Source organism: Clostridium sp. AF50-3, assembly GCF_003477445.1.
GTDB lineage: Bacteria > Bacillota > Clostridia > Lachnospirales > Lachnospiraceae > Otoolea > Otoolea fessa.
The window spans coordinates 275,864-299,691 of sequence record NZ_QUDH01000003.1 but is presented as its reverse complement, the minus strand read 5'-3'; the positions used below and the strand labels follow the sequence as shown (position 1 = coordinate 299,691).

Sequence of the window (23,828 nt, the reverse complement as noted above, 5' to 3'; positions counted from 1 at the left end):
CCCTGATCAGTTCTCTTTTATTCACCAGCGCCGTAATGCGCTGTCCATTCATTCACTCAGATTAGTTGAAGTATCTCTTTAACAGACCCTCAAATGCCTTGCCATGTCTAGCCTCGTCACGAGCCATCTCATGAACGGTGTCATGGATTGCATCCAGGTTAGCAGCTTTCGCACGTTTTGCAAGGTCAAATTTGCCTTCGGTTGCGCCGTGCTCAGCCTCTACACGCATCTCCAGGTTCTTCTTGGTGGAATCTGTTACAACCTCACCCAGAAGCTCTGCAAACTTAGCAGCGTGCTCAGCCTCTTCGTGAGCTGCCTTCTCCCAGTACAGACCGATCTCCGGATAGCCCTCTCTGTGAGCTACACGTGCCATCGCCAGGTACATACCAACTTCTCTGCACTCGCCTTCATAGTTAGCTCTTAAATCTTCGAGAATATCCTCGCTGACACCCTGTGCCACACCAACTACGTGCTCAGCTGCCCAGCTCATCTCGCTGGACTGCTCTTTGAACTTGGAAGCCGGAGCGCCGCATACTGGACATTTTTCCGGAGCAGCCTCACCCTCGTATACGTAACCACATACTGTACAGACAAATTTCTTCATAGTCAATTCTCCTTTTCTAAAATAAATTTTTAATTTCGTGTTTTATAGAAACAATAAATAGATAGTAAAGTTGCTTGCAACCATTCTGTTTCATAGGAGCTTTTAAAACGAAATCGTTTATTTGGCTTAAATGAAATCAGTAATGATTACTGATATTAAGATATCATAGATCCTGTGTTTGTCAATAAAAAAATAGAAATAATTCTTATTTTTTTCATTTTTATCGATAACCTGGATATTCTCAGAACTTTTTCGCTGGTGATGTATTCATACCCGGTCAGCGCATGGCAGAAATCGGGAAGCGGCTCATTTGGTCCCGTCTGTTCCGATACAAAATCAGCCGCTTCTATATTAGTGTTTTTCCCCTTTCAGACACTCATCGCATATCCCATAGAAAAACACGGTATGGTCATCGATCGTTCCCGGCGCAAATTCTTTGGCGGCTGTCTCCAGCTCCTTGGTTGCTTCCATCGGAATATCCATGACCCGTCCGCACTGGCGGCAGACGTAGTGGTAATGTGGGGATGTATCATAATCGAAATGATCCGTGCCGTCGCCGCAGGACAGCTTCCGGATCTCGCCCAGCTCAACTAACAGGTTTAAATTGCGGTAAACGGTTCCAAGGCTGATATTCGGAAACTGTTCCCGGATGCTGGTGTAAAGGGCGTCGGCGGTCGGATGATCCTTCCGGCTCATCAGGCAGGCTTTGATCGATTCGCGCTGACGGCTGTATTTTAAGGTTTTCATAAGCGACACTCCAATCCTTCTAAATAATATTGATAATGATTATTATTTATATTATGCGTCCTGACGCGATGAAAGTCAATCTTTTTTCAAAGATTTCCGTGAGAAATTTTAGAGTCAAATTTCAACATCACCGATGCATAAAAGATCCCGTCCTCATACCGGAAATCCACCAGACCCTGGTACCGCTCAGCGATCGAACGGATGGAGGCGGTTCCCGTGCCGAAGCCGTCATGTTTGGTCGAGCGGAACCGCCCATTTTCCTCGATCGGCGGATGGCAGCAGGTGTTGTCAACGGCGATCACGATGTGACCGGCATCCTCCTGGGCGCAGATGCGGATAAACGGCGCGCTGTCCGTACATTCCCGACAGGCGTCGAGGGCATTTTCCAGAAGATTGCCGAAGATCGAGCAGAGCTGTGGCTCACCCAGCGGGAGAGAGGGCGGAAGCTGGATGCGGACCGAAAAATCGACCGACGCCTTGCGTGCCTCCTCGCCGTAATAGCTGATAATCGTGTTGACCGCATAATTTTCACACCAGGTCCGCGCGGTGTCCGGTGGAAGCGTCATACGGTATTGTTCGATGTAGGTATTCAGATCCTCCGTTTTCCCGCTTTGCAGGTAATGCTCGATGAGATTTAAGTGCTGGCGCAGGTCGTGGCGCGCCTCCCGCACCTCTTCGATGTGGCGGGAAAGCTGCTGATACTGTGTGTACTGCATCGCCAGGAGGGTGTCCTGCTGCGCCGCGCGTTCTTCCAACTGCGCCTGCTGGCGGACTGCATTGAGCGCTTCCAAAAGGACATAGTAGATGAGAATTGTCATAGCAAAGAGCCAGAGGCGCGTGAGGATAAAACGGAACTTGCGGACGGTATCAATGTTTAAATCAAAGTTATAAGCGCAGATAATCAGGGTGCATGAAAATGGAATAAACCAGACTTTCTGCCAGAATGCGGAGCTGTCTACCTGAAAAACGCGTTCCGTGGCATTTTTCATAAATTTGAGCCCGAGGGGGAGCGTCAGAAGCAGAAGAATCGAGATGAGCAGCAGGCTTTGATCGCGGAGTGAATAATAGGTAATGCTGGGATCGTAGAACAGACGGCTTTCCAGAAAGAAACAGATGCCCCGGACTGTGACAAAATAATTCAGGATGAAGTTTCCCAGAAACAGAAGTTTCCAGAAATTAGCCTTCACACATAAAAAATAGATCGCCAGGGAAACGAAGGCAAATACCGTGTCGGTGACCCGGGTCGGTTTACCGTGGCTGATCAGGTAGGTATACAGGGAGGACTGGAGCAGCTGACCGATAAAAATGAACAGAATCAGGATTTTAATCGGAAATCGAAGCTGCTTTTTAAATGGCAGAATCGATAAAATAAAAAAAGGAATGGAATAGACGGTTTCAACGAGAAAAGCCTTGCCAAACACAGACCAGTTCATAGAGTACCTCCCTTCCGCAATGTGTCAAACAAGTAGGTTGCAAATGCTTCTTTTGTCTCTTTTTTCTTCCGGCGGCTGCAGAAAAAGCAGCTGCCGTTTTTCAGATGGACAGAACCGTCCTCGTCCACCGAGGCAACCTGTGAAAAATTGATAAGCAGCCCGCGTCCGCTCATGTAAAAACGTCTGCCCTTCGGGAGCAGCGACATTAGCTCCGAAAAAGAAATCCGTGTGGCGGTGTCACCGGAACTGGTGTGGATGATCAGCCGGTGGTTCTGCGTCTCCGCATACAGAAAATCATCAAGCAGAATCCGCTGCGTGGATGACTGTCCCCGTCCGAGCGCCGCCTGAATTTCGATGTAGGCAGGCGCGGCAAGAAATGTCCGGATCTCATCGAGACACCAGGCAAGCGCCTTTTCCTCAACCGGTTTTAAGAGATAATCAAGGGGATGGGCACGATAGCCTTGCAGCGAATAATCGCGTTCCGATGTGGTGAAAACGATCGGGAGACGTTGCGCGCTCTTGCGAAGCTCCAGCGCCGTGTCAATGCCATTGCGCCCGTTCCGGTCCAGCATAATATCCATAAAAACCGCATTAAAAAGTCCCGGACGGAACGCTTCCAGAAATGCCTCGCCGCTCTCGTAGCAGTCAAAGTGCGCCGTTTCCCCGTGCTTCTCCAAGTTCTCCTGTATCAAATGAATCAGATGATTCTGATCTATTTTCAAGTCCTCAACAATCGCAAAATGCATCAAAGCTCAACCGCCTGCCACTCAAAATGTGTGTAAATATACTCACATCGAGATGTTGTAAGTTCTCACGAACATTACTTACTGCTTCATCGTATATGCTTTTACAATCTGTAAACAGATATGCTACTCACAAGTTCTTGTATACTCCACAGTCGTTAATTCCCGAAATAGCCTTCGGTACATACTTACATTTGCTTTTCATTATGCAATCTTGTAAGTTTTAGCATCTTTTAAATTAAGTGCCGCATTGAGATCCCTATCTGCAACATAGCTACAATCACATCTATAGATTCTATCTGAAAGTTTTAAATCTTTCTTTATAGAACCGCAACAATGACATAGTTTAGAAGATGGATAAAATCTATCTACAACCCTAAGTTCAATATTGTTATCATCACATTTGCTTTTCAGTGTAGTTCTAAACTCGTAGAATTTCTGTGATGCAACAGCTTTAGAAAGATGCCTGTTCTTCATCATACCTGACACATTCAAATCTTCAATCGTTATATAAGATGGTTTGGTTTTCACTATCTCAGCAATTATCTTATTGATGTAATCAGTATGGATATTATCCCGTCTATGATAAAGTTTCTGTACTTTGAGCTTTTGCTTTTGTATATTTGCTCTTTGAGTGGACTCTCCTTTCTTTAAATATTCATATTTACGAGAGAGACATTTTTGCTCTCTTCGTAGTTGTTTTTCAAGTTTCTTTAATCTTGCTGATTTATTAATGTTCTTGTACGTCTTTCCGTTTGAAACAATAGCAAAATTTTTTAAGCCTAAGTCTATCCCAATGCCATCATTATTACTGCTATCAATAAGCATATCAGGAATCTCTACAAGAACGGATACATAGTATCTACCAGCTTTAATAGATACCGTACCGCTTTTAATTACATACCCATCTTTTGTCGTAGGAATATATCCTTTTTCTTTGATACGAACCCAACCAAGTGATGGAATATTAATTCTGTGTCTTTCGCATCGGCAATCCTTTGGATTATTCTTTACGAAATACATCTTCACATCAGATTTTCCTTTCTTTTTAAAATTAGGAAAAGCACTTTGATGTTTGAAAAATCTGGTAAATGCGACACAACCATTTTCGATTGAACGCTTTACAGATTTTGAACTGACTTCCTTAATCCATAGCTTATCTGGATTTTTGGGAAGATACTCATTGTTCAGCCAGACACTAAAACTTTTACCACTCATAAACTTTTCTCCATTGTCATGAAGCTCTTTGTTGTGAGCGAGATAGAAGTTGTAAATATATCTACAAGTTCCTATTGTTTTACGGATCTTAACTTTCTGCTCCTCTGTCGGATTTATTTCCGTTTTGAAGCTCTTTAGCAATTTCCACATCCCTTTCTATTTGTTTTTTATACTTACGAAGTCCGTACAACCTACAAGAGAACGCATGGAGTATTGAAACAATATCCTGCACGAGTTCTTCTTGTGGTGATAGTTCTTCATTGTTCACTACCACGATGGTCGTATTAAACTTCGTACAGAATTTTTCAAACCAGTCGTAACCAAATCTGATAAATCTATCTTTGTGAGTTACGATTATGGTTTTGATTTTTTGTTCCATCACTTCATCTAATAATTCGTTCCACTTTTTACGATTGTAATTAAGACCACTTCCATAATCTTCAATGCACTGGTCTACAATAATACCTTTAGCATTACAAAACTGTCGTAAAAATGCAACTTGGTTTTGTAAATCATCTTTTTGATTTTTTGTAGATACCCTGGCATAAATAACTACCTGACGTTGGTCATCTTCAGTATTTATTCCTTTGAATTGCAGATATTGGTCATAAGTGTAATAACGTCTATCAGTTGGAGTTCGGTTTGCCTTTAGAGTTCCTTCTCTATCCCAACGCTGTAATGTTTTTACGGATACCCCTAACAGTTCAGCGAAATCTTTTGGCTTGTAATTTGTGATATTTGATGTGTTCATAATAATTTACTCCTTTGAGTATATTTAAACACATTTAATCACATTGGTCAATAAATTCGATTACTTAATATATTCTCCTTTATTCAAAACTGTGACCATTTAGGTCGAGGTTTGACCGTTTGCGTCGATGTGGTTTTCATTAAATCGCTCATTTGGTATGCTTATAGTATAAAAGTTATGACCCGAAATGTAAATGAAATGTTGTTACAGATAAATCAAAAAAGGCAGGTGGGATATGGTACGGGTAGTGATATATGGAGAAAAACCGACCGACATTGAAGGACTGGAAAAAATGCTGCGTGAAATATTGACTGAAAACCGCAGATGGCCGATGATTCACACGTATATCAGCGATCTGGACGCATATCTGCACTTTGTAAAGGGGAATCCCTACCTCATTATGCTGGCATCCGTCCAGGGCAGACAGGGAGCGGAAATCGTAGAAAAAATCCGGGAAAACAACCCGGCGGCGTCCTTGATCTGGCTTTCCGACCGGGACAATGCCCTTGAATCCTGGCGGATCCATGTGACTGCATTCGGGGTATTTCCGACGAAAAAAGAAGAATTAGAAGAACTTCTGGCGGCGTGCAGCGAAAGCTGCTGGCTCGGAAGAAAAAGTATTTTGTTCAAGTGGGAAACAGACTGAAATAGAAAAATTCGCTCAGAATAAATGGAGGAAAACAGCATGAAAAAGAAATATAAGCGTGCCCTGGCAGCGGTGCTGGCGGCGGTGATGATATGGAATACCTGTGACTGGCACCCGCAGGTGCTGGCAGGCAGTTCGGTGCAGTATATCGAGGAAGTGAAGGAGCTTTCGGATGAAATCCTGCATCAGGAGGTTCCGTATGGAACGAAATATAAGGATCTGGAGCTGCCGGACAAGCTGAAGGTGCGGGTTTTGGCAGAAGAAGCATCGGATGAAGAAGACGGTGCAGAAAAGATTGCTACGCCGTCGGAGCTTCAAAGCGGAGACGGTAAAGTGGAAACAGAAAAAAAGTCTCAGACGCTTTCTTCATCTGAAACAGATGGTACAGTTCGGAAAGCATCCCCATCTGAGGCAGATGCTACAGAAAAATCGGAAATAGGGGGGGGTGGATGACACTGAGCAGAAAGCATCCCCATCCGATGCGGACGGGACGAAAACCGATAAAAACTGGAAGGAAGTAAAGGTCCGCTGGGTTCTGGATGAGACCTTCAGTGAGAAAGATACATACGACGGAGAAACACCGGATACCTATGTGTTTGATGCGGAATTGAAAAGCAGCCGCTATGAACTGGATACCGGCTTTTTGCCAAGCATCGAGGTGACGGTGCTTCCGGAAGAAAAAGGCCCGGCAATCCTCGGATTTTCGGAGTTAGATGAGGCAGTTGCGGTGCAGAAGCTCCCTCTGGGTGCCAAAGAAAGCGATATCATCCTTCCGGATACACTGGAGGTTAAGGTGGAAGAGGCGGATGAAACGCTGGCGCAAGACAGCCAGAACGTGCATCTGGTGGAAGCAGTGGATAAGGGCACAGAGAAAGATACAGATGCGGAAACGGCAGTCTGGCAGATTTCCGGCATAACCTGGAAACTGGACGAAGAGCAGAGTGACCTTTCGGAGTTTCACGGCGGCATTTCCGAAAAAGACTATTTCGAGGAATTTGACGAGGACGGCGAGCCGGTCGAGACCTCGACGAAGACCTGGGCAGGCTATGAGGAGGCAAACCAGAACTACAACGGCTGTGCCTATGTCTATACACCGGTTCTGCCGGAGGAATATTCACTGGGAGAGGAGGCAGAGCTTCCGGAAATCTGCGTTCTCGTAGGAGAGATGCAGCTGATGACTCTGGCAGGCGAGGAGTATGATCTGGATGGAAATTATCTGGTAATTGATAAAACCAATGTGTCTAAGTTTAATGGAAAGACGATCACTGGCACCTATCATCCGACGGAGAGATTATCGGAAGGCCGGAAAATCGAAGGTGGTATTGTAATTGATGATGTTACGGTAAATTTAACGATCGATAATGTAAATGTTGGCTATGGCACTGATATCATAGATGATGCAGCCGGAATCCTTCTGAAAGGAAAGGCAAAATTAAATCTAACAGTAAAAGGGGAAAATACATTAAAGGGTACATATGGCGGCGCTGGAATTGGGGTTGAGGAAAAAGCGACCCTGATCATTACAAAAGAGAGCACTGGAAGTCTGACCGCGACCGGAGGCGGATATGGTGCGGCAGGAATCGGAGGAAAAGGAACAGCAAGTGACGAAGGTGCAGATAATAACTGTAGGACAGGAACGATTATAATCAAGGGCGGAACTATCGAAGCTGAAGGTGGAGCTTATTGGGTTTCCTATTCGAGGGATTATCATGGAGGAGCCGGAATCGGAACCGGTTGCTATGGAATCGGCGGAACCATTAAAATACTGGGTGGAAAGATAACCGCAAAAGGAGGAAGGCAGACAGGAGCTGGAATCGGAGGCGGAATGGGTGGAAGTGTAGACACGATCGTGATCGGCGGGAGGAAAGACGAAGCTCCCAATATAGCCGTATCTTTTTATAAGAATGAAAAATCAGAATATCTGGGAGCTGCCATCGGCAGCGGATGGAATGGAGTGACTGATTTAAAATTATCCTGTGGCGATATCCAGATATTAAGTGGATCTGTTAAGGTAGAGGGCGGAAATATTGGTTATGGAGTGTTAATGCATCTTCCTGGAAATAGCATGGAAGGCGGCAGTGTCACTATTTCCGAGGAGGTGCAGCTGGAGCTGCCGCTTGAAAGCAAGATTGCGCCCCGAGGAGAAGAATGTACCTACGGGAAAAAAACATTCCAGATCACCGCTTATGATAACCAGCTTCCAAAGGGAACCTATCAGGCTGACATATCCCTGTATCAGGAAAGTGATACAGAAAAAGCAACTCCGGTTTATGAAACAAGGACTCAGATGACCGTCTCCGGATTCAGGGGAGCGATACCGGATATAACCCAGTGGATGGGCTATTTTGGAAATATGCAGATGGTTGTAGCGCTGAAGCCTTCCGATGGCGGGACAGGTAAGACGATGGCGGGAACGGTTGTTCTGAAAAAAGGAATAGATGAAACCATCTCCGTCGCGCTGGGAAAAACTGCCTACCAGAAGACAATGGATCTGACCATCCATGATGGCCGTTTGAGGGATGGTAAGAAATATACCTGACAGTTCAAATCGGGGAAGAAGCAAGCGAAGGCGGCACTGCACCGGATGTAGTAACCTATTTATCTCAAAAAGCTTCCGGTTATCAGCTAAAGACTGATAAAGTCAGCTGGTATACGCCCCTGTCCGGAGAGGTTCCGGTATCGGTTCAGGTACAGGAAGAAGGAGGGGAAGGAGAAAATACGAATAGCTTTAGAGTAACAGGATCCCTCTCGATGGAGTCAAAGGAGGAAAAGAACCTTTCCCTTACCATCGGAGAACACCTGTATCCTGTCCGGTTCCACTTCTATTCATCAAATGTGCAAGCGGCAGAGAATGTATCCCTGACAGCCGGACGACTGGCTGGAGCTGCTTCAGAAACTCTGGTGGAATTAAAGCAGGAAGAAGGCCAGTTTGCCTTTGACGGGAAGCTGACAATCGATGCAGAAGCAGGCAATCATGCATATGCTCTGGCATATCTTCCGGCCGGAAATTACCGGTTTGTGATAGAGACAGGCATCACAGAATTAGGCAGCTCCAGAGGAAGCTTTACTCTGGACAGCGAAACGGTAAAGGCAGAGGCTGCCGGAACGGATATCACCGTATTAAATGCGGCAGAGGCACTGGAGGGAGAGCTGGATCTTTCCCTTGGAGATATATCTTTTTACGCGGATAATGGTCAGTTGGCGATTTCTTATTCTAAAAAAGCAGCCGATTCTGATCAGGTGGTTAGTGAGAAGTTAATAGACCAGTCCTATGCTAAATGCTATCGGATCACTTCATCTGGGAATAATGTGGAGAATTATCATCTCTCCGTGGATACACCAGCCTCCAAGGAATTAAAACTCGTATTCAATAACCTTACGATTACACCGGCAAAGGCTATCGCACCGATTCAGATAAACGGAGAATCCCAGGTGACTGCCTATCTGGAAGGGGAAAACAAGATTTCGATTAATAAATCAGCGACATCTTCATCAAAGTTAACTGTTTCACCTGCCGGCATCAGTGTGGCGAAGGATGCAAAGCTTACGATTGATAGTAAGCCGGAACAGCAGGGCTCCATAGAGGTGCTCAATAATACAAATGCAAGCAGGACGGGTGCAGCAATTGGAGGAAATGTAGAACAGGATGCAGGAATCATTCACATCAAGGGGGGAAATGTAATTGCAAAAATGATGAATTACAATTCTAGGGGAGCTGCCATCGGTGCTTCGGAAGGAAAAAGTGTAATAGAAATACGGATTAGCGGAGGAGTTGTAACTGCAAAAGGTAGTTGGGGTGCCGGAATCGGAACAGGAGGTGCTAATGGCAAGGAAAGAACCGGTAAAATCGTGATAGAAGGCGGAACGGTGAATGCAAGCTCGTCGAACGGTGCCGGAATTGGAAGCGGTATTGGATATGCCCGTAGTAAACCGGCGATGGCGATAACTGCCGATATTGAGATTCATGGTGGAATGATTACAGCCTATTCTGAACAGGGAGCCTGCATCGGAAGTGGTAATGACAGTTCATCGAAGGTGCTGATTGACGGCGGCACAATCTGCTTGGATATTAAGGAGTCATGGGAGAGATTAATCGCCCATATTGGGATGGGAAAAAATGATAATACACAGGCACCAACTGATGTGAAGATTAAGGGTGGAACGATCTGTTTGATAGGGGCGAATGGATATATATCGCGACCGATCATTTATGGCTGGGAAAAGACTGCAGATGGAAAGTGGCAACAGAATAAGCCCAAAGATGGGAACGGTAATCCGGTTTATTACACCACTGCGGATCTGACCGGTATCCATGAGAAAGATGCTCCGGTTGAAACTGCAAAGCTGGAAGATATTTCCTACGGCTTTAAGGATGTCCGGACAGATTCCAACGGAAAGCTCTATATGTACCTTCCGGCATCGGAGACAGTGAAAGCCTCCTTTGGCGGTGTGGAATTTACCGGAAAGGTTGAGGCAGACACGGCTGAAAATGTATTGGAGCGTGAACAGACTTCTATTGATTATCAACGGGAAGTCCTGAAAAATACGGCTCTGTATGATCTCGAATATGCGGAATCCGAGAATTCTGCAACTTGGACGAAGATCCGGGCAGGACGCGAGGCTTCTTTGACAGAAATTCTGGACAAACAGCCGAAGAATGCGAACGAGATTACCCTGTATGTGCGAAAGGCAGCCGCAGGCGAAGCAACCGAGATAAAGCTTCCGATAAGACCGGAAAAACCGGATCCGATACAGATAACAAATGTAACGAAAGGCAGCTACTATATCAAGGTAGCAGGGACGGCTGATTCCAGTTGTGAGTACGGAATTGCTAAATCCGTGGATGGTGAGCTTCAGTGGCAGCCAGGGACTCAGTTTAGTAATTGGTTTAATGGTCTGACTCCGGCTAACACCTATTATATAACCCTTCGTGTGAAAGCAACAGACAAGAGTTTTGCATCGAAGCCGGCTGATCGTTTGAAGGTGACAACACCGGATGCATTACTGATCGACGGTCCCGCTGGCGCTGTATCCTTTGAAGCGAAAGGAACCTATGGACAGACGCTTGAGAATATTCCGGTAAAGCTGGCAGAGGAATTTCAGGTTGTTAATTATGGTAGATCACCGGTTTCAGGAACATGGAAGTTCAGTGCGGATCAGAGCGGAATGTCCGCTTCCTCCATTTATCCGGAGGTAAAGGGAACCACTGCATATCAGGTAGAATTTATACCGACTGAAACATCAGAAGGGCAGTATGGAAAATCTTTGACCCAAAGTGTGGTTCCGGAGATATCTCCGAAAAAGTTGAGAGCAGTTATTACGACACCTATTGAAAAAGACTATAACGGAAGTGCCGATATCGCATTAAAGGCGACGGTGGAGATAGAAACTCCGGGTCAGAGCACGGGTCATAGCTATAACATCCGCGACCTGAAAGGAACCTTTGAAGATGCCAATGCCGGAACCGGTAAGACGGTAACCATTGATTCCTCAGAGGCGAGAGTTGAGACAGGTGAGAGTGCAGTGAATCTGCAGAATTACCTTATCACATATCCAGCCCAGACCGGAACGATCCATCAGATACAGGGTTCGGTTTCGATCGATCCGCAAGCATGGACCGGAGAAAAAACCTATGGAGACGACAGCTTTTCCTTGACAGGTGTGAATGTAGTGGGAGATGGAGCTCTGAACTATACAAGCTTGGATGAAAATGTTCTCACCGTGGACGCACAGGGACAGGTGACCATTAAAGGTACCGGTTCTGCAGATGTAAGCATCACCATGGCAGCGGGAAGAAATTATCTTGGTACAACTACACCTGTAAAGAGAACTATAAACATTCATAAAGAAACACTCACCCTTACGTTAACGGCTGTGAACCGGACGACCGGAGTGCAGCTTTCGAAAGAAATTCTGGGAACAGAGGAAGAGAATTTTGATATCATTGCCAGAGTGCAGGGCGTTTACCAGGACAAGCTGCAGGGTTATGTTCATTTCTATGATAATGAAAATCCGGATGCAGATATAGTTTCGGTAGGGGAAGATGGAACCGCTGTACTTAAGTGGATGAAGCCGGGAGAATCATTTGTAGGCACCCACACAATCAAAGCCGAGTTTGATTTTGGTGAATTTGATACGTGGGAATCCAGATACAACACACCAGCTCCGGCATCCCTTACATTTGAAATCAGTAAGGCAGCTCCACCGGCAGAGGATAAGCCAGATAACTCCGACAAGCCAGAAGACTCCGACAAGCCAGACCAATCAGGCAGCCAGAGCGCTTCCTCCGGACGTGACAAGTCTTCCGGCAGCGGAGCGACCAGGCAGGATCCGGTGAAGGGAAGAATCAACAGCAGCATAGGTATTCTCACGGGAACTGCCAACAGTACGGCCAATGACGGAAAGAGTCACTGGATGCAGGATGAACATGGATGGTGGCTGCGCTTCGCAGACAGCAGCTACCCGAAGGCAGAAAAACGCGGTACAAATGGCATTGCATATGCATGGGAGCAGGTAAACGGCAACTGGTGGGCGTTCGATGAAAGCGGCTATATCAAGACCGGCTGGATGCGCGACGAAGACTATGGCGGCTGGTTCTACCTCGATCCGGAACACGGCATGCAGACCGGCTGGGTCCTGATTGACGGCAAATGGCACTATTTCCACCCGACCTCAGACGGAAGAAAAGGCATCCTGTATGTCGGACGTCTGACACCGGACGGCTACTATGTAGATGAAAATGGTGTGTGGGATGGGAAAGACAGACAGTAAAAAGAACATTTAGGTCGAAGTTTGATTGATTGCGGCTTCTATCTAAATACCTTATGAAGCCGAGTCAAAATGAAATTCCAATGTGTTTACAGCTGTATTCATGAAAAAATATAATGAGCGCAGGAGAAAAGAATGCGGCTGCGAAGCAGACATATTCTTTTCTTGCGCCATTAACGAACGAACAGCCATGCGAAGCAGGGCGGTAGAGCGCGATAGCGCGGGTTCGTGAGTGGACGGGTGAGAATACGTATGATATAATGAACCCTGGGGGATCATAATCTGATTCACAAGGGGAAAACAAACCGACACAGGAGGGGGAACACATGAAGAATTTCTACACCGAAGAACAGTGGAATGAGATTCTGAAACAGCAGGAATCCGTACTTTGCTACGACACATTTACCCGGAAACAGGCGCTTGAGCTGGGGCTTTTGATTGCAGAGGTCACGGAGAAAAAATATCACGGTTCGGTCGCTGTCCGCATCGTGGAGGACGAGACGACCGTCTTTGCCTACAAGATGGAGGGCGCGACGCTGGAAGCAGACTGGTGGATGACCAACAAGCTGGCAGCATCGCGGCTCACGGGGATGAGCTCGCTGCGGGCGCTGACGGCATCGAGAGCCGGAGAACTGGAAGCATCTTGGAAAGTGCGCGAGGAGAACTTCTTCGTGTGCGGCGGCTGCATTCCGGTTTTCATGAGAGATGGAAGCCGTCCTTTTGCCTATGTGATGGTATCCGGCATGGAACACTGGGACGATCATCAGGTGATCGCGGATGCGATGGCGAAACAGCTGGGAGTTGAGATTCCGGAGATTCGGAAAGAGCAGCCATAAAACGATTGACTTGTAAAAACAAAGACGTTTGCAGAAATGGAAGGTAGATGAGCTATCTGCATTTTTGCAGGCGTCTTTTGTGGTTTTACTGTGCCGTATGGCGATGAATTATCCGTTATTTTGTATGGCGCACTTCCCCACCTGGTGGTATAATTCAAGTATTATAAAATTTGATATGAAAAGAATATTTGCAATGACTCAGATGGTTTTTGCACAGCAAAGAAGCATCTGAGAGATCCAGAGAATGTGAGGGATGTGGATGAGTAAAAAAGAGGTACGTCAGGCGGCTGCGGAACTGACCGAGCGCCTTTGTGAAAAAGACTTTTTAGACCGGTCGGGGCTGAGCCGGAAAAATGTCATGATGCTCATGAACAAGGATCACTGGGAGGAACAGTTTGCCCATATTTTCCCGATTAAAAAACGGATTTCCTGCAGGGCGGTTTACGAAATCTGCGAGGAACCGTTAAGCCTTTTAGGGCATGAGCCGGAAGAGGGCTGGATGAAGTTTACCTACCAGTATGTGTGCCATATTCTCTACCCGGATGCGGAGTTTAAGAAGAAAAATGCTGCTTTTTCCGCCGGTGCGGAGTTCTATCTGGCAGTGCTTCAGTTCGTGTTTGACCGCGAGCGGGCGGTGCTTCCGTACAAACCGATGGAGGACTTTGCATTTTTGGGTGATGAGGAAGCTTCAAGCTTTGAGTGCGCGGCAGAATACAGCCGTTTCAAGAAGTTTTTCGCACAGGAATACATCTATGAGATGATGCGCCTCAATGCGGAGGTGACGCCGTTTCGGACGCTGGAACACATCGCGGGTGTGCATTATGTCGCGATGACGGTGGCACGCGGGCTTTATGCGGCGGGAGTTCCGATCGATCTGACGCTGACCTCGGGCGCGGCTGCGGGACATGATCTCGGCAAATTCGGCTGCAAGCCGAATGAGCGGGTTCCGTATCTTCATTACTATTATACAAACCAGTGGTTTAACAACCATTCGATGGAATACATCGGTCATATCGCGGCGAACCATTCGACCTGGGATCTGGAACCGGAAAACCTGTCGGTTGAATCCCTGGTGCTGATCTATGCCGATTTCCGTGTAAAACAGAGCCGCGGCGACGACGGGCGTGAGATTACCTACATTTCCAATCTGGATGAGGCGTTCAACGTCATCCTCTCGAAACTCGACAACGTGGACGAGGTCAAATTAAACCGTTACCGCTTTGTTTATTCCAAACTGCATGATTTTGAGGATTATATGCGGTCTCTCGGCGTGGATGTGGATTTGAATGGACACCCGAAAAAGCCGGAGGTGCTGCCGGATATTTCCCTTCGGAATGCAGAGCAGACGGTGCAGTCCCTCGTTTTCATGGGTATCGAGCATAATATCCGCGTTATGCATCAGATGGGGGCGGAACGCCAGTTTGGCAATCTCCTCGAGGCGGCGCGCAGCGAGAAGGATTGGAAGAGTGTCCGCGCGTACTTAAACATTTTCCGTGAATATTTTACATACACAAACGACAAACAGAAAGAGCAGACGCTGGGCTTTTTATATGAGCTTCTGATGCACCGTGAGGGCGACATCCGCGCGCAGGCGGCGAGGCTGATCGGACACGTGATCGCGCAGTTCAACGCCGGTTACCGCAAGGAGCGCCCGGCGGGCATGCCGGATATTGCCGAGGAGCGCGTGATGGAGATCTGGAAGCAATATCTGGAAATGATCATCCGACCGGATCATAAGCTGATGCTGCAGCAGAAAAGGCGCATCCGTTATCACCTGAAAAATGTGCTGGCATCGGTGGTTGATCATGCGACGCCGGGTGATCTGCGGGAATTTCTGGAGGCATTTCTGGTTTGGTATGACCGGGCGGAGGAGCTGGATCCGGGCGAGGCATTTTCCCTGCTGGATACGGTGCATTTCATGCCGTTTGATAAACTGAGCGAAGAGGAACTGGGGAAAATCGCAAAATTTGCCCTGATTGAGTCGCAGAGCGGGGAACCGGATGTGCGGATCGCATCGTGGCGCGCGTTCAAGCTTCTGACGGCGTACCAGCCGGATCATCCGTGCTGTGCCGAGATCGGCGTGTGCGTGAGGGCGGCGCAGGTTGAGGACAATATCACGATGACCTTCCTCAAATACCGCGTGTTAAGTAACCTCGGAGAGGACACGGCGAGAGAACAGGAACTTTTGTATGACCGCGATGTTGTCTCTGATATTTTCCTGGATAACCTCAAAACAGCGACGCCGTGGGTCATCAAGTCGGCCAATATCAAGCTGCTCGTCGATCAGATCGCCCATGGCAAACAGGAACATATGCTGCATATCGCAGCGCATCTCTCAAACCTTGTAAAAGTCAGCGAGCACGTGATCGTGCGCCATGATGCCGGAACCGCCCTGCTTCGCATCATCGGGCTTCTGACACCGGATCAGAGAAATGAGATCGTGGTCGAGCTGATGAAGGGGCTGGAAGTCGGTGAGTACGAATTTTCCAAATATATTCCGCAGTATCTGGGGCAGGCGGCGCTGTGGCTGCCGCCGGAACAGCTGGAGGAGATCGTTTCCTACCTGCATGGCATGATGGCAAATGCAAACGACCAGATAGTCTCGGTTGCGCTTGATACGGTCGGCGTGCTGCTGGAACGGTATTCGTGCTACCCAGAGCGCTTTGCGGAGGAAAAAGAGGTATGCGAGGAACGGCGCGGACGTCTGCTTGGCATCCTGCTCAGCGGTCTGGCGAATTATCGCGAGTCGGTGCGCCAGGAGGCGATGCTGGTGCTGGGGCAGACCGTCTTCGGCTCATCCTGGATGGAGTGCCGGGAGAAAAAAGAGCTGTTCGCCCTGTCCTTCCGCAAGATGCTGTTCTTATTCAATGAAAATAAGGGAAATGAGCTGACGGCATTTTATCGTGCGGCGTCCCTTTCTAATATTTACCGGTTCATCACGCAGTACCATATGACCGAGGGCAATTTAGAGATCAAAGAGCGGAACCAGGTGGCATTCTTCCCAGGCACATTTGACCCGTTTACGCTGTCACACAAGGAGATTGTCCGCGAGATCCGCGACCGCGGCTATGAGGTGTTTCTGGCGGTCGATGAATTTTCCTGGTCGAAAAAGGCGCAGCCGCATCTGATCCGCCGTCAGATTGTGAGTATGTCGGTGGCGGATGAGTTCCATGTGAACCTGTTCCCGGATGAGATTCCGGTCAATATTGCCAATCCGGCGGATCTGAAACGCCTGAGAGAGGTGTTTTCCGGAAAAGAGCTGTATATCGTGGTCGGCAGCGATGTCATTGCCAATGCCTCTTCTTATAAGAAGAAACCGGTCAAAAATTCGATTCATTCGATGAACCACATCGCGTTCCGCCGCGTGGGTGATGTCAAGTCGGACAATAAATACAACCGTCAGATGATGGATCAGATCAGCGGCAAGGTTGTGGAGCTGGAGCTTCCGGAGCATCTGGAGGACATCAGTTCGACGAGAATTCGTGAAAATATCGATCTGAACCGGGATATTTCGAACCTGATTGACCCGTCTGTGCAGGAATATATCTATTACAATGGCCTGTATCTGCGGGAGCCGGAATATAAACCATATATCCGTGCGCGTGCGATCTCCTATGAGGAGGTGGAGATGCCGGATGAAATGCTTCTGGCGGAAATTTCGAATTTCGTTCTGCAGGACGAAGAAGATCGGGAGAACCTGTTGAATTCGATGAAGGAGTCGGGCGACCGGCTGCTGCTTCTTAGGAATACCGTGCAGGAAAACCGGCTGGTCGGAGTGGCACGGCTTCGTTATCTGGCGCCGGATGAGCTGTTTGCCGTCCTGGGACAGGTCAGTCTGGCAGATCAGGTGCGCCGCCATACCTACGGTGAGATTCTTCTGATTTCGGGTATCTATGTCGAGCGCGATCCGATGATCTACGACGCGGAACAGCTGCTTTTAACCGAGGCGATCGCACGGTCCTTTGAGTATAAATGCGGCTATGCACTTTTCTTCCCGGCAGACGGTTACTGCCCGGAGCGCGTGCTGTCGGCGGTGGTCCGCCAGGGCTTTGTGAAGGCGCCGGAATCTCCGGAAGACGCGCCACTCTATCTGGTCGATATGCATGCGCCGCTTGTATTAGTGCAGAATCTGGAAACGACGTTAAAAGAACCATTTTCCAGCAATCCGCGCGTTCTGGATGCGATCTACAAGGCGCATCGGGAATTGCAGATGGCGATGACGCGCTTCTATCCGGGACAGCTGGTTCTTTCGATGTCTGCGAGCGTGATTTACCATCGTCTGGTGGAACGGATCACGGCGTTAAATGGTGTGCCGCGTGACCCGGTGACGCCGAGACGCCTCGGCGGGGCGATGTGCGTGCCGTTCGGCAAGATCCTGCGTGGAAAAGTTATTCCGAATACGGTGACGAAGACGCTGCATACAGATAAAGTGTACGATCCGGAGCTGAAAGAGAAGTCGATCGAAGCGTTCCCGTACTATTCGCCGCTGCGAAGCCAGATCAAGGCTATCAAGTCCTTTGACCGCCCGGTGATTCTGGTCGATGATCTGCTGCATCACGGTGGACGTTTCGAGGCATTGGAACCGATGCTGCGCGAAGAGGGCGTGGAAATCAAAAAATTGGTGTTAGGTATGATTTCAGGCTACGGGCGCGACACGATGGCGACGAAGGGAGTGCCGGTAGACAGTATTTATTACATTCCGAATCTGCGGAACTGGTTTGTCGAGTCCACACTGTACCCGTTCATCGGAGGCGATACGGTGCGCCGCGATACTGTGAAGGTGGCGGGACTGACGCCGTCGATCAATATGATCCTGCCGTATGCCGCACCGCCGGTACAGGGAAGTACGCCGGAAGCCGCGTTTGAGTTCTCCGCGTGCTGCATCCGCAACGCGCGCAACATCCTTCTGGTGCTCGAATCCGAGTACCGGGCGCTGTTTGCGAGAAACCTGACGTTAAGCCGCCTGTCTGAAGCGGTCATCCTGCCGCTCTGCCCGGATAAAGGCGAGTGCGTCAGCTACGATCCGAATCTGGCAGCGTCGGTGTATCTGGAAAATGATTTGGAGATGCTGTATCGGACGCGCAAGTGAGAAATTATGTCAAATAATGCAAAATAATATCATATAAGATATCAAAAAAGAGCAGGAGGTATGCAATATGTACTATTATAAAATTGGAGATAAAATCTGTTGTTCCTTCAATGGAAATTTATCATACGAAAAGGCAGAAATGCCGCACCCGGGCACGCCGCTCACATTCTTATTCGAGCGCGAGCCGGGAACCGGAAGAGATTCTTTTAAGGTAAACTCGCCGCTGCTTTTATTCCAGGAGGCAGAGAATGTTTCCTGGCTGAGCAGCCGGAAGCTGGAAGCGCAGGCGGCAAAGAAAAATTGTGAGCTTGACGAGGCAGTCGAAGCCGCGATCACTCAGGACGTGATGCGCGCAGTCAACCGCTTGCATCCGGATTTTGAGACAATTCTGGCAGAAAAACCGCAGAAAACGAAGAAAAGAGTCCATGTTCTGGCGATCGGCGACGTCGGAAGTACGCTGTTGACCGGGCTTCATCTTCTGGGCGGCGACTGCATCAGTTCGATCGGCATCTGTGATATTTCCGATAAAGTGACCGCACGCTGGGAATTTGAGGAAAACCAGATCGCGTATCCGTGGGCATATGACGCGCTGCCGGAGGTCGATGTGGTAAAACCGGAAGACCTCTTCAAATGCGATGTGTTTGTATTTGTTGCTTCCAAGGGAATCCCGCCGGTTGGTTCTGGCGTCAAGGATGTGCGGATGTACCAGTTTGAAAATAACTCCAAGATCGTTGCGCAGTATGCAAGACAGGCGAGAGCCGAGCATTTCAAGGGCTTATTTGCCGTTGTCTCTGATCCGGTTGACCCGCTGGCAAAGACGGCATGGCTGGAGAGCAACAAGGACGAAAACGGCATCCTTGATTTAAAGGGACTCCGCCCGGAACAGGTACAGGGCTTCGGACTCGGCGTTATGAATGCGCGCGCGGCTTATTACGCGAAGCGCGACGGGCGGTTTTCACAGTTTTTGACTGAGGGGCGTTCCTTCGGACCGCATGGACAGGATCTCGTCATCGCAGATTCCATTGAGAATTACAACGACGAGCTTTCAAAAGAACTGACCCAGCTGACGGTAACGGCAAACCTGCATATGCGTGCGATCGGTTTCAAGCCGTTTATCGCACCGGCATATTCCTCCGGCGCGATCTCCCTGATTCTGATGATGCGCGGCGAATGGCACTGCGGTTCCGTATTCATGGGCGGCATCTTCATGGGCGTGAAAAACCGTTATACTGAATACGGTCTGGAAACAGAAATCCTGCCACTGCCGGATGCGCTGTATGAGCGGATTGTGACGGCGGAGGAAAATCTGAAAAAGATTGTGTGATCGATGAGTCTTATCGCAGGAAGGAAGCGAACATAAATGATTCATTCAAATTCAGAAGGAGATATCTATATAGAAGAAATGCCTCTCCTCCTCGTCCATCTGCGCGAGGAGGAAAAAGGCGCGGATGCGCGCCTTTCGGAGGTGTTATCCTATGCGCTGGACGGCTACGCCTACGAGACAGCGACGGAAATCAGTGCTTTCGAAGATATGTAAACCGATGGAGGCGCCTGGAGAAGACACAGAATCGAAAAAATCCAGTCCAGGGACGTATCCTGTTTGCCGTGCCGCTTGGCACATCTGGTATCAACCTGGAGCTTTACCGCCTGATTCGTTTCCTGCGGGAACATCCGGATTTTCTGAACGGTTTTGTCGGCGGACTTTTGGTGGACAGTGAAAATGACCTCTATTCCAAATCGGCGGCGAAGGATCTGGTATTTGCCGCTAACTGTGCGGGCTGCGCGTTCGTGGGACGCCCGCTCGTCGAGGGCACGCGGACACTTTCCAATTACACGATCGTTTCCAATAATCTTGGAACCGATCTGATGGGGGCATACCGCGAGAGCGCGGCGGGGCTGGTCAAAGAAGTACTGGGAACGGATTGCGTCAGGAAAAAATGTCCGAAAGTATTGGTATTGCACGCGTCAAGCCACAAGACCTCCAACACCTACGCGATCTGGAACCGGGTGAAAGAACAGCTCCCGGAGATGGAGATCCGGGAGATAGGGCTTCGAAACGGTACGCTTTCCGACTGCGCCGGATGCCCGTACAAGATGTGCCTGCATTTTGGCGAGCAGGGAAGCTGCTTCTACGGTGGAGTGATGGTCGAGGACGTCTATCCGGCAGTCCGCGAGGCGGATGCGATCGTGATGCTCTGTCCAAACTACAACGATGCGCTGTCGGCAAACCTGACTGCGTTCATCAACCGCCTGACTTCGCTGTTCCGGACGACGCGGTTTTATGACAAAGCGCTGTTTGCGGTGGTTGTGTCGGGCTATTCCGGAAGCGATATCGTGGCGGAACAGCTTATCGCGGCGTTAAATATGAACAAAACCTTCTATCTGCCGGGGCAGTTTGCGATGATGGAGACGGCAAACAATGCCGGGGCAGCGATGCAGCTGCCGGGGATTGAGGATCGGATGAATGCGTTTGCGGAAAGAATCCGGGAGACGCTATTATATAGGTAAAGAGGGGTTATAAGCAGGGCAGCGTCACTGGGAGAGTTTGTAACTGTTCACAGGTAGGAATTTTTTGAACTGAAAATTCCGTACGATACAGTTCCGGCAGCAGATTTTGCCGATTTGGAATGCGTAGCATCGGCAAAATCCCGTTGCCGGGCACACGTGTGTGAACAGTAACGAGAGTTTCACATCTGCTATAAAATTCTTTACAGATTTCATGAAACTAAGTATACTATATAAATATGCAAAAACTGTTTTACTCAGGCTAAAAGCTATGTGAAATTGTACTATTTAAAGAGGGAGAAAGGCAGAAATGAAATCCTGGAGACGAACATTAGCGATAGGCTTTATCATAGCGATAACTTCGCAGCTTTATTGGAACGTATTTGTCAACAATTTCCGTGTGTCAGCGTCGGTTATCCTGCTTCCGGTGCTGATTATGACAGTCGGAAGTCAGATTCACACGATGACGATCTGTACGGTGACGTCGATCATTGTTTTTTTATTCCGAATTGTGATATATTATCTGCAGGGAATGCCATCCGAGATGCTGGTACAGCTTGCGATGCCCGGAGCATTCTTTTATATCGTGTACGGCATGATGTTCAAGCTGCAGATCCGGAATAAACATATCGCGAATCTGGAAAATGTGATTGCGGCGGCATTTTTCTGTGACTTATGCTCGAATATATTCGAAAATTTTCTGGCAGCGCTTCTGAAAAACAATGCGATGCCGGGACCGGATATGATTCAAAAGCTTTTTATGATCGCTGCAGTCCGCACGCTTTTTGTGGCACTGGCACTGATCGGAGAACAGCAGTACCGGCTACTTCTTACGAAAGCGGATCATGAGAGCCGTTATCAACGGTTATTTCTTATGACGACGGGACTCAAGACTGAGATTTACCTGATGCATAAGAACACCGAGGAGATCGAGCGCGTCATGAGCAATGCATACAAGCTCTATGAGCAGATTCTGGAAAAGGATCTTCCACGGGAAATGCAGCAGATGGGACTTGAGATAGCGCGGGATGTCCATGAGATCAAGAAAGATTACATCCGCATCATTCAGGGCATTGAAGAGGCGATCGAGGAAGAGTCGAACGAGGAAACGATGAGCCTGCAGGATCTTCTTCGGATTCTGGAATCATCCACCTACCGGACCATGGCGGAGAAAAAGCTGGATATCCGTCTGATGTTTGACTGCCGGGACAATTTTATGACGCAGGAACACTACCAGCTTATGACGATTCTCAAAAATTTGGTAGGAAATGCGGTGGAAGCGATCGAATCGACGAAAAAAAGTGGGATGATCTGGATTCGGGAGTACAAAAAAGATGGCAATTATGTGTTTGAAGTAGCGGACGACGGACCGGGAATTTCAGAAAAACATCTCCCACGGATTTTCAATATGGGATATTCAACGAAGTTTGATGAAAAAACCGGCAATATATATAGAGGCGTCGGGCTCTGCGGTGTGAAAAACGCGGTAGAGGAGCAGTTTGAAGGTAGTATTTCAGTGGATTCGGAAGAGGGAAGAGGAACGAAATTCCATATTGAGATACCGATAGCGAAATTGGAGGAAATAGAGTAAATGGAGATTTATATTGTTGAAGATGATATGTCAGTGATCAGCGTCCTGCAGGATATTATTGAAGATAATGATCTGGGAATCGTCTGCGGAACTTCAGAGGGACAGCCGGCGGATGTGGATGATATCCTGGCAAAGAACCCGGATATGGTTCTGATTGATTTTCTGATGCCGGAAAAGGACGGTGTTCAGGTCATGCGCGAACTGCGGGAAAGAGGCTGCAAGGCAAAATGCATCATGATTTCCCAGGTGGCGGCAAAAGAATTGATCGGCAAGGCATACGATGCGGGCATTGAGTTCTTCATCAGCAAGCCAATCAATATCATTGAGGTAAAATCGGTCATCCGTAATGTGGATGAGCAGATCAAGAATGAGAAAACACTGACGAATATTAAGAAAATGTTCATGGCAGAGATCGCGGATATGCCGAAGGAGAAGAAAAAAGATGACGGTTACGGCAGAAAGGTGCTTTACATTTTAAACCGTCTCGGCATGTCCGGCGAGAAGGGCGGCGACGATATCCTTCGGATCTGCGAGTATCTGCACAACAACGGACGCCCGATCTCCCAGGTCAGCATCGGTCAGCTCTGCGAGCTTTTGAGCGATGCGCCGAAGAACATGGAGCAGCGTGTCCGCCGTGCGATCGCGGTCGGCATGTCGAACCTGGCACATTTGGGTATTGAGGATTTCATGAATGAAACCTTTACTGCATACTCCAGCACACTGTTCCCATTCGAGGAAATCCGGGCAGAGATGGATCACATTCGCGGTAAACGCCGTTACGGCGGCAAAGTCAGCATCAAAAAGTTCATCGACAGCCTGATGCTGGCGGTAGATCGTGAGGTATAACGGGTAGATTTACAAAAATTTCCAATCTGTTTATCATAAGTTAAAAAAATG

17 protein-coding genes are annotated in these 23,828 nt (G+C 48.2%); 11 read left to right on the top strand and 6 right to left on the bottom strand.

Features of this window, described 5'->3' with window-relative positions; genetic code table 11:
* Positions 1-61: 61 nt before the first annotated feature.
* The 6 genes from DW085_RS05670 to DW085_RS05645 all read right to left on the bottom strand — a co-directional run bounded on the left by DW085_RS05670 (position 62) and on the right by DW085_RS05645 (position 5,481).
* Positions 62-604: an NADH peroxidase gene (locus DW085_RS05670; protein WP_118482569.1), complete on the bottom strand. Its 543-nt coding sequence runs from the start codon at positions 602-604 to the stop codon at positions 62-64.
* A 351-nt stretch (positions 605-955) separates the two neighbouring features.
* A complete protein-coding gene (locus DW085_RS05665) occupies positions 956-1,351 on the bottom strand; it encodes a transcriptional repressor (protein WP_107000649.1) in 396 nt (131 codons plus the stop codon).
* Between the two features lie 86 nt (positions 1,352-1,437).
* Positions 1,438-2,784: a sensor histidine kinase gene (locus tag DW085_RS05660; protein WP_107000648.1), complete on the bottom strand. Its 1,347-nt coding sequence runs from the start codon at positions 2,782-2,784 to the stop codon at positions 1,438-1,440.
* Positions 2,781-3,530, bottom strand: a complete 750-nt coding sequence (locus DW085_RS05655) for a LytTR family DNA-binding domain-containing protein (protein ID WP_117796267.1) — start codon at positions 3,528-3,530, stop codon at positions 2,781-2,783. Before DW085_RS05655 ends, DW085_RS05660 begins: the two co-directional genes overlap by 4 nt.
* A gap of 201 nt (positions 3,531-3,731) precedes the next feature.
* A complete protein-coding gene (locus DW085_RS05650; RefSeq protein WP_333523612.1) occupies positions 3,732-4,886 on the bottom strand; it encodes a transposase in 1,155 nt (384 codons plus the stop codon).
* Positions 4,834-5,481, bottom strand: coding sequence for an IS607 family transposase (locus DW085_RS05645; RefSeq protein ID WP_181986229.1), 648 nt, complete (start codon positions 5,479-5,481; stop codon positions 4,834-4,836). Before DW085_RS05645 ends, DW085_RS05650 begins: the two co-directional genes overlap by 53 nt.
* Positions 5,482-5,731: 250 nt before the next feature.
* Here DW085_RS05645 and DW085_RS05640 point away from each other — a divergent pair, with 250 nt between their 5' ends.
* From DW085_RS05640 to DW085_RS05595, 11 genes are all read left to right on the top strand, one after another.
* Positions 5,732-6,142, top strand: coding sequence for a hypothetical protein (locus DW085_RS05640; RefSeq protein WP_118481890.1), 411 nt, complete (start codon positions 5,732-5,734; stop codon positions 6,140-6,142).
* Positions 6,143-6,181: 39 nt separating this feature from the next.
* Positions 6,182-6,595, top strand: coding sequence for a hypothetical protein (locus DW085_RS05635; RefSeq protein ID WP_118491733.1), 414 nt, complete (start codon positions 6,182-6,184; stop codon positions 6,593-6,595).
* Positions 6,588-8,681: a hypothetical protein gene (locus DW085_RS05630; RefSeq protein ID WP_118491731.1), complete on the top strand. Its 2,094-nt coding sequence runs from the start codon at positions 6,588-6,590 to the stop codon at positions 8,679-8,681. Before DW085_RS05635 ends, DW085_RS05630 begins: the two co-directional genes overlap by 8 nt.
* Before the next feature lie 212 nt (positions 8,682-8,893).
* Complete coding sequence (locus DW085_RS05625; protein ID WP_118491729.1) at positions 8,894-12,913, top strand: YDG domain-containing protein; 4,020 nt, start codon at positions 8,894-8,896, stop codon at positions 12,911-12,913.
* A gap of 323 nt (positions 12,914-13,236) precedes the next feature.
* On the top strand, positions 13,237-13,746 hold the full coding sequence (locus DW085_RS05620; protein ID WP_118469480.1) for a heme-binding protein: 510 nt from the start codon (positions 13,237-13,239) through the stop codon (positions 13,744-13,746).
* Between the two features lie 259 nt (positions 13,747-14,005).
* Positions 14,006-18,835 carry a cytidyltransferase-related domain protein gene (locus tag DW085_RS05615; RefSeq protein WP_118491727.1) on the top strand — a complete coding sequence of 1,610 codons (4,830 nt, stop codon included), beginning with the start codon at positions 14,006-14,008 and terminating at the stop codon, positions 18,833-18,835.
* 67 nt (positions 18,836-18,902) lie between these two features.
* The gene (locus DW085_RS05610) at positions 18,903-20,159 is read left to right on the top strand and encodes a lactate dehydrogenase (protein ID WP_118491725.1); all 1,257 of its coding nucleotides are present in this window, start codon (positions 18,903-18,905) and stop codon (positions 20,157-20,159) included.
* Between the two features lie 36 nt (positions 20,160-20,195).
* A complete protein-coding gene (locus tag DW085_RS19070; RefSeq protein WP_182430804.1) occupies positions 20,196-20,372 on the top strand; it encodes a hypothetical protein in 177 nt (58 codons plus the stop codon).
* Positions 20,373-20,440: 68 nt separating this feature from the next.
* Positions 20,441-21,343 carry an NAD(P)H-dependent oxidoreductase gene (locus DW085_RS05605; RefSeq protein WP_243033942.1) on the top strand — a complete coding sequence of 301 codons (903 nt, stop codon included), beginning with the start codon at positions 20,441-20,443 and terminating at the stop codon, positions 21,341-21,343.
* A gap of 307 nt (positions 21,344-21,650) precedes the next feature.
* Complete coding sequence (locus DW085_RS05600; RefSeq protein WP_118293841.1) at positions 21,651-22,931, top strand: ATP-binding protein; 1,281 nt, start codon at positions 21,651-21,653, stop codon at positions 22,929-22,931.
* Positions 22,932-23,777, top strand: a complete 846-nt coding sequence (locus DW085_RS05595; protein ID WP_022359963.1) for a DNA-binding domain-containing protein — start codon at positions 22,932-22,934, stop codon at positions 23,775-23,777.
* The last annotated feature ends 51 nt before the right edge of the window (positions 23,778-23,828 follow it).